The sequence below is a fragment of the Crossiella sp. S99.2 genome (genome assembly GCF_023094165.1).
Taxonomy (GTDB): Bacteria; Actinomycetota; Actinomycetes; order Mycobacteriales; family Pseudonocardiaceae; genus Crossiella.
Genome location: NZ_JALMDK010000028.1, coordinates 41,627 through 48,348, shown reverse-complemented (window position 1 = coordinate 48,348; position 6,722 = coordinate 41,627). Strand labels below are relative to the sequence as shown.

6 protein-coding genes are annotated in these 6,722 nt (G+C 72.1%); 5 read left to right on the top strand and 1 reads right to left on the bottom strand.

Features of this window, described 5'->3' with window-relative positions:
• The first annotated feature begins 160 nt into the window (after positions 1-160).
• Positions 161-1,051, top strand: coding sequence for a GNAT family N-acetyltransferase (locus MZC64_RS46920; protein WP_247766116.1), 891 nt, complete (start codon positions 161-163; stop codon positions 1,049-1,051).
• Here the strand turns inward: MZC64_RS46920 and MZC64_RS46915 are convergent.
• Positions 998-1,441, bottom strand: a complete 444-nt coding sequence (locus MZC64_RS46915; RefSeq protein ID WP_247766117.1) for an Lrp/AsnC family transcriptional regulator — start codon at positions 1,439-1,441, stop codon at positions 998-1,000. The two genes, MZC64_RS46920 and MZC64_RS46915, sit on opposite strands and share 54 nt — an antisense overlap.
• A gap of 112 nt (positions 1,442-1,553) precedes the next feature.
• Here MZC64_RS46915 and MZC64_RS46910 point away from each other — a divergent pair, with 112 nt between their 5' ends.
• Genes MZC64_RS46910 through MZC64_RS46895 form a run of 4 tightly spaced genes read left to right on the top strand, consistent with a single transcriptional unit; the run spans position 1,554 to position 6,721 of the window.
• Positions 1,554-2,006 carry a rhodanese-like domain-containing protein gene (locus MZC64_RS46910; RefSeq protein ID WP_247766118.1) on the top strand — a complete coding sequence of 151 codons (453 nt, stop codon included), beginning with the start codon at positions 1,554-1,556 and terminating at the stop codon, positions 2,004-2,006.
• A gap of 24 nt (positions 2,007-2,030) precedes the next feature.
• Positions 2,031-2,777 (top strand): type 1 glutamine amidotransferase, encoded by a 747-nt coding sequence (locus MZC64_RS46905; RefSeq protein WP_247766119.1) that lies wholly within the window; start codon positions 2,031-2,033, stop codon positions 2,775-2,777.
• Between the two features lie 3 nt (positions 2,778-2,780).
• Complete coding sequence (locus MZC64_RS46900; RefSeq protein WP_247766120.1) at positions 2,781-5,786, top strand: bifunctional [glutamine synthetase] adenylyltransferase/[glutamine synthetase]-adenylyl-L-tyrosine phosphorylase; 3,006 nt, start codon at positions 2,781-2,783, stop codon at positions 5,784-5,786.
• Between the two features lie 2 nt (positions 5,787-5,788).
• Positions 5,789-6,721, top strand: a complete 933-nt coding sequence (locus MZC64_RS46895; RefSeq protein ID WP_247766121.1) for an NADP-dependent oxidoreductase — start codon at positions 5,789-5,791, stop codon at positions 6,719-6,721.
• Position 6,722 lies beyond the last annotated feature (1 nt).

Genomic DNA, 6,722 nt, shown 5'->3' with positions numbered 1-6,722 from the left:
TAGGACGCCGCCGAACTAAATTTGCGTGTGGCCTCAGAACTTCGGTTCTGGGGCCACACGCTTTTTTTGCGTTCGAACCCGGGCGCGGGCGTGGGTGGCGCCGAGGCCGTGGCCGCAAAATTGAGTCGCCGGAACCTTCGACCCGGCGCACCCTGGGTACATGGATGCGCAGGTGCACACCAATCCTCAGCTCTTCTGGAAGCTTGCGGGGCCGCACTTCCTCGCGGACCCCGTGCGCAACACCGTCGCGATCACCGTCATGGAGCGCTGCCTGACCGGCACCGAGCCCGGTTACGCCAATCCGCTCATGCTCACGGTGCACGACAACTCCGGCGCGTTGGTCGGCGCCAGCCTGCGTACCGCGCCCTGGCCACTGCACATCGGCGGGCTACCGCTGGAAACCGTCCCCGCCGCCGTGGACGCGGTACTCCTGCATGCCCCTGACCTGACCGCGGTGTATGGGCCGCGGGAGGCTGCCGCGGCGTTCGCGCGGGCCTGGACTGAGCGGACCGGGCAGCTGACCCAGGAGAAAATGGCTTCGCGGCTGTTCCGGTTGGGGGAGTTGGCGCCGCCGGCAGTCGCCGGTGCGGCCCGGATTGGCGGGGTGGCTGATCTGGAGCTGTTGGTGAAGTGGCGGGAGGCGTTCGGCCTGGAGCTGGACGGGGTGGGGCATTCGCTGGATGAGCGGGCCGGCGTGCTGGCCGCGTTCGAGGCGGGGGATCCGCACTTCGTCTGGGAGGTGGACGGGACGCCGGTGTCGTTGGCGTTCACCAATGTGCCCAGCGGGGGGATGGCCCGGGTCCGGTACGTCTACACGCCGGTGCGGCACCGGGGGCATGGTTATGCCTCGGCGGCCACGGCGGCGGCCTCGCGGTGGGCGCTCGACCAGGGGGCCACTGACGTGCTGTTGTTCACCGATCTCCGGGATCCGGTGACGAACCGGATCTATCCGCGGCTGGGTTATCGGCCGGTGTTCGACGCCGTGGAGATCGCCTTCTCAGCCGGGACTGCTGACGGGGCGGTTCCGCACATGCGAGGAGAACACGAGTGACGTGGTCGTCTCGCCGTACTGCTGCGCGTGATCGACGAGCTGCTCCAGTTCGGCCATCGACTTACATCGCACCCGCAGCAGCCAGCAGTCGTCGCCGGTCACGTGGTCGGCGTCGCACACCGACGGCAGGGCCAGCACCCGCTCGCGGAACCGCGGCGAGTCCAGGCTTCTGACCCGGACCCGGACGATGGCCTGAACGGGCAGGCCGAGCAGCTGGGGGTCGACCACCGCGGCGTAACCCGTGATCACTCCCAGCTGCTCCAGCCTGCGCACGCGTTCCGTGGTGGCGGGGGCGGACAGGTTGACCCGGCGGGCCAGCTCGGTGAAGGTCATCCGGCCGTCCTGCTGCAGCAGGTCCAGGATGCGCCAGTCCAGTTCATCTAGGTCCACGCGACCAAATCCTCGTCAAAGCTCGATTTTCGCGGGGAAACACAGGCACAACCAGGCTAGAACCAGGAACGCCCCATGTTCGAGGGCGTCCCACTGCCCGAGAATTTCCAGCATGCAGACCACTTCCCACGTGCTTTCCCTCCCACTGGCCGAGCCCGCGGTGGCAGCGGCGCACTTCGCCGCCGAACTCGCCTTCGAGGCCGATCCGGACGACGTGCACCGGGATCTGGTGGCAGGGACGGTCACCGGGTACGTGCTGGTGGAGTGCCGGCGGCCGGCGGCGTTCGCGGCGGCCAGGATCCCCGGTGCGATCAACCTGCCCTACGCCACGCTGACCGAGGAGAGCACCGCGCAGCTGGACCGTGACCTGGTCTATGTCTGCTACTGCGAGAGCTTCCAGTGCAACGCCGCGACCAAGGGCGCCGCCCGGCTGGCCGGACTGGGGTTCACGGTGAAGCGGCTGGCCGGCGGGATCCAGGCCTGGATCGGGGCGGGCTATCCGGTCGAGGGCACCGCGGTGGGAGCGGGTGATCACATCCACCGGGCGGTGGCCTGCGCCTGTTAGGCGGTAGCGCCTAGGCTTTCTCCCATGACCTCGGTGCTTGTCATCCAGCCTTCCGACCTGGACCCGCTCGGCCCGCTCGCCGACTGGCTACTGGATGCCGGCGCCGAGATCCACCTGGTCCGGGCCGGGCAGGAACCCATCCCGGCCAGCGTCGAGGGCTACCAGGCACTGGTGTGCCTCGGCGGTGAGATGGGCGCCTACGACGACGCCGAACACCCCTGGCTCAAGGACGTGCGGGCGCTGCTGGCCAACGCGGTCGGCCGCCGGGTGCCGGTACTCGGCATCTGCCTCGGCGGGCAGCTCCTGGCCGCAGCCACCGGTGGCCAGGTCCGGCCCGGTGTGGCGGGGCCCGAGGTGGGCACCCTGCTGATCGCCAAGCGGGACGCGGCGGCGGGAGATCCGCTGTTCGAGCCGTTGCCGATGACGCCCGACGTGCTCCAGTACCACGTCGACGAGATCTCCGCGCTGCCCGGCGGGGCGGTCCTGCTGGCCTCCTCGCCGAAGTACGTCAACCAGGCGTTCCGGGTGGGGGACAACGCCTACGGGCTCCAGTTCCACATCGAGACCACCCCGGAACTGGTCCAGCGCTGGGCCGAGCACTCGCCCGAGGAGGCGGCGTTCGCGCCGCGTGGACACCTGGAACACGACCACCTGGTCGAGCGGCATCAGGACCTGGCCGAGGTGTGGCAGCCGTTCACCGAGCGGTTCGTCCGGCTCGCCGCCGGTGAGCTGAGTCAGGCGGGGCCCGGCCGGCGTCTGCCGCTGGTGTAGCGGATGACCTTCACCGATCCCAGCCGGGCCACGCCCTCGCCCGCGCGGTTCGGGCTGACCGATCCGCGCGCGGCCGACCTGCTCGGCGAGGTCGGCTGGTGGGGCAGGCCGGGTGCGGAGACCAAACTCGCCGCGCTCTCCCGCAGCGCTGATCCGGATCTGACCCTGCGCTGCCTGGTCCGGCTGCGTGAGGCCATCGGCGAGGGCTGGCCCGCGCTGGACGAACGGCTGCGCACCGAGGCGGGACTGCGCACCCGGTTGTTCGCGGTGTTCGGCGCCTCCAGCGCGCTCGCCGACTTCGTCATCGCCGATCCGGCCCGGCTGGAAGTGCTCGACGGCGCGCTGGACGCGCCACTGCCCGAGGTCGCCGAACTGACCGCGCGGCTACTCGCCGCGGTCGGCGCCGACCCGGCACAACCGGTGTGGCGGGCCGGACTCCGCGGGCCCGAGGCGGTGCGCACGCTGCGCGAGGCATACCGGCTGGAGCTGCTGCGGATCGCCGCCGCGGACCTGGCGCACACCATCGACGGCGACGCCCCGCAGGTCTCCTACGAGAACGTGGCCGCGGTGCTCTCCGACCTGGCCGGGGCCGCGCTGCAGGCCGCGCTGGCCGTGGGTGTGCTGGAGATCGTGCCCGCGGACACCGACGGGCTGCCCTGCCGGATCGCGGTGATCGCGATGGGCAAGTGCGGGGCGCGGGAACTCAACTACGTCAGCGATGTCGACGTCATCTTCGTGGCCGAGGGCGATATCGGCGTGGCCACCCGGCTGGCCGCCGCGCTGATGCGGGTCGCCGGCGAGGCGTGTTTCCAGGTGGACGCGGCGCTGCGGCCCGAGGGCAAGGCCGGTGCGCTGGTGCGCACCCTGGACGGGCACATCGCCTACTACAAGCGGTGGGCGCGGACCTGGGAGTTCCAGGCGCTGCTCAAGGCGCGGCCGGTGGCCGGGGACGCCGAACTCGGTCAGTCCTATGTGGACTCGCTCTCGCCGATGGTGTGGTCGGCGGGGGACCGGGACCACTTCGTGGCCGATGTGCAGGCCATGCGGCGCAAGGTCGAGGAGCACGTGCCCGCCGGGCTGGGCGACCGGGAGCTGAAACTCGGGCGGGGCGGGCTGCGCGATGTCGAGTTCGCCGTGCAGCTACTGCAACTCGTGCACGGGCGCGGCGCCGCCGAACTCCGCGTTCTGTCCACAATGGACGCGTTGCGGGTGCTCGGGCACGGCGGTTACGTCGGCCGCGCGGACGCGGCGGGGCTGGCCGAGTCCTACCGGTTCCTGCGCACCCTGGAGCATCGCCTGCAATTGCAACGGTTGCGGCGCACCCACCTCTTCCCCGCCGATGACGACCGCCTCGGCCTGCGCTGGCTGGCCCGCGCCGCCGGGGTCCGGCCGGATGGGCGGCGCAGTTCGGGCGCGGTGCTGCAGGCGGAGTTCCGCTCGCACTGCAACCGGGTCCGGCGGCTGCACGAGAAGCTGTTCTACCGGCCGCTGCTGGAAGCCGTGGCCAGGGTGCCCAGCGAGGCGCTGCGGCTGTCCACCGACTCGGCCAAGCTGCGGCTGGCCGCGCTCGGCTACGCCTCCCCGGACGGCGCGCTGCGGCACATCGAGGCGCTGACCACCGGGGTGTCCCGGCGGGCCGCGATCCAGGGCGCGTTGCTGCCGGTGCTGCTGGACCTGTTCGCGCACAGCCCCGACCCCGACGGCGCGCTGCTGGCCTACCGCCGGGTGTCCGAGGCGCTGGCCACCACGCCCTGGTACCTGCGGCTGCTGCGCGATGAGGGCGCGGTGGCCGAGCGGCTGGCCTTCCTGCTGGGCACCTCCCGGACGGTGCCGGACCTGCTGGTGCGCGCGCCGGAGGTGCTGCGGCTGCTCGCCGACACCCCCGCGCTGGCCGGCCGCGAGCCCGCCGAGGTCGCGATCTCCTTGCGCAGCACCGTCGCCCGCTACGCCGACCCGGTCACCGCGGTCACCGCCGCGCGCTCGATGCGCCGCCACGAACTGCTCAGGGTGGCCTGTGCGGACCTGCTCGGTGAACTGGAACTGCCCGCGGTGTGCGCCGCGCTGAGCAGCGTGTGGGTGGCGGTGCTGGAGGCCGCGGTGGACGCGGCCTGCCGTGCGGTGGCCGCCGAACGCGGGTCCCAGCCGGCCCGGATCGCGGTGATCGGCATGGGTCGTCTTGGCGGCGCCGAACTCGGCTACAGCTCCGACGCCGATGTGCTCTTCGTGTGCGAACCCGTTGCGGGCGCGGGGGAAACCGAGGCGGTGCGGTACGCGGCCGCGGTCGCCGAACTCATCCGCAGACTGCTCGGCGCGCCCAGCCAGGACCCGGCGCTGCAGGTCGACGCCGACCTGCGACCAGAAGGCCGCAGCGGACCGCTGGTGCGCACCCTGGAGTCCTACCGCGCCTACTACGCCCAGTGGGCCGAGGTGTGGGAGCAGCAGGCGCTGCTGCGGGCCCGGCCGATCGCGGGCGATCCCGGACTGGGACAACGATTCGTCGAGATGATCGACCCGGTGCGCTACCCGGCGGCCGGCCTCGACCACGCCAGTGTGCTGCAGATCCGGCGGATCAAGGCCAGGGTGGACGCCGAACGGCTGCCCCGCGGCGCCGATCCGGCCACCCATACCAAACTCGGCCGCGGCGGGCTGGCCGACGTCGAGTGGACGCTGCAGGTGCTCCAGCTTCAGCACGCGCACACCGTGCCTGCCCTCCGCACACCGTCCACAGTGGAGGGACTGGCGGCCGCGGAGACCGCGGGACTGGTCCAGCACGCCGACGCCGCCGCGTTGCAGGCGGCCTGGACCATGGCCACCAGGGCCCGCAACGCGGCCACCCTGGTCCGCGGCAAACCCACCGACCAGCTGCCCCGGCAGGGCCGGGAGCTGGCCGCGGTGGCCCGCGCCATGGGCTACCCGGCCGCGGCCGACCCCGGTGAGTTCATCGACGAGTACCGCCGGGTAACCCGTCGTGCCCGGGCGGTGGTGGAGCGGCTGTTCTACGATTCCTGAGAGTGAAGGCAATCGCGTTCGACGAGTTCGGCGGCCCCGAGGTTCTGCGCCTCCAGGAACTGCCCGAACCGCTCCTCGGTCCGGAGAACTCGCTCATCCAGGTGCGTGCCGCGGGGGTGAACCCGGTGGACTTCAAGATCCGCCTGGGCTACCTCCAGGGCGTGATGCCGCACCACCTGCCGTTGATCCCCGGCTGGGACGTCGCCGGGGTGGTGACCGCGGTGTTCCCCAACGTCACCGAGTTCGCCCCGGGTGACGAGGTGTTCGGCTACATCCGCAAGGACAGCGTGGAACACGGCGCCTACGCCGAACAGGTCGCCGCCCCGCAGCGCGCCATCGTGCGCAAACCGGCAGGCCTGGACTGGGTGACCGCGGGCGCGCTGCCACTGGTCGGCCTGACCGCGTTGCAGGCCCTGCGCGCGGCAGGCGTCGGCGATGGCGACACCGTCATCGTGCACGCCGCCGCGGGCGGGGTCGGCCACGTCGCGGTGCAGCTGGCCAGGGAACTGGGCGCCAAGCGGGTCATCGGCACCGCCTCCGAGCGCAACCACGACTACCTGCGCGAACTGGGCGCTGAACCGGTCACCTACGGCGAGGGCCTGGTGGAGCGGGTGGCCGCGCTGGTCGGTGGCGACGGCAAGGTGGACGCCGCGGTCGACCTGATCGGCGGCCAGGCGCTCACCGACTCACCCCGGCTGATCCGCGACCCGGCCCGGCACTCCTCGATCGTCGGCAACGAGGTGCTGGCCCAGGGCGGCCGCTACGTCTTCGCCCAGGCGGACAAGGAACAGCTCACCTTCCTGGGCGAGCTGGCCGCGGCAGGCCGGCTGCGGGTGGACGTGCAGCAGACCTTCCCACTGGCCGAAGCCGCCGCGGCGCACCGCCTCCTGGAGGAGGGGCACGTCCGCGGCAAGCTGGTGTTGGTGGTGGACTGAG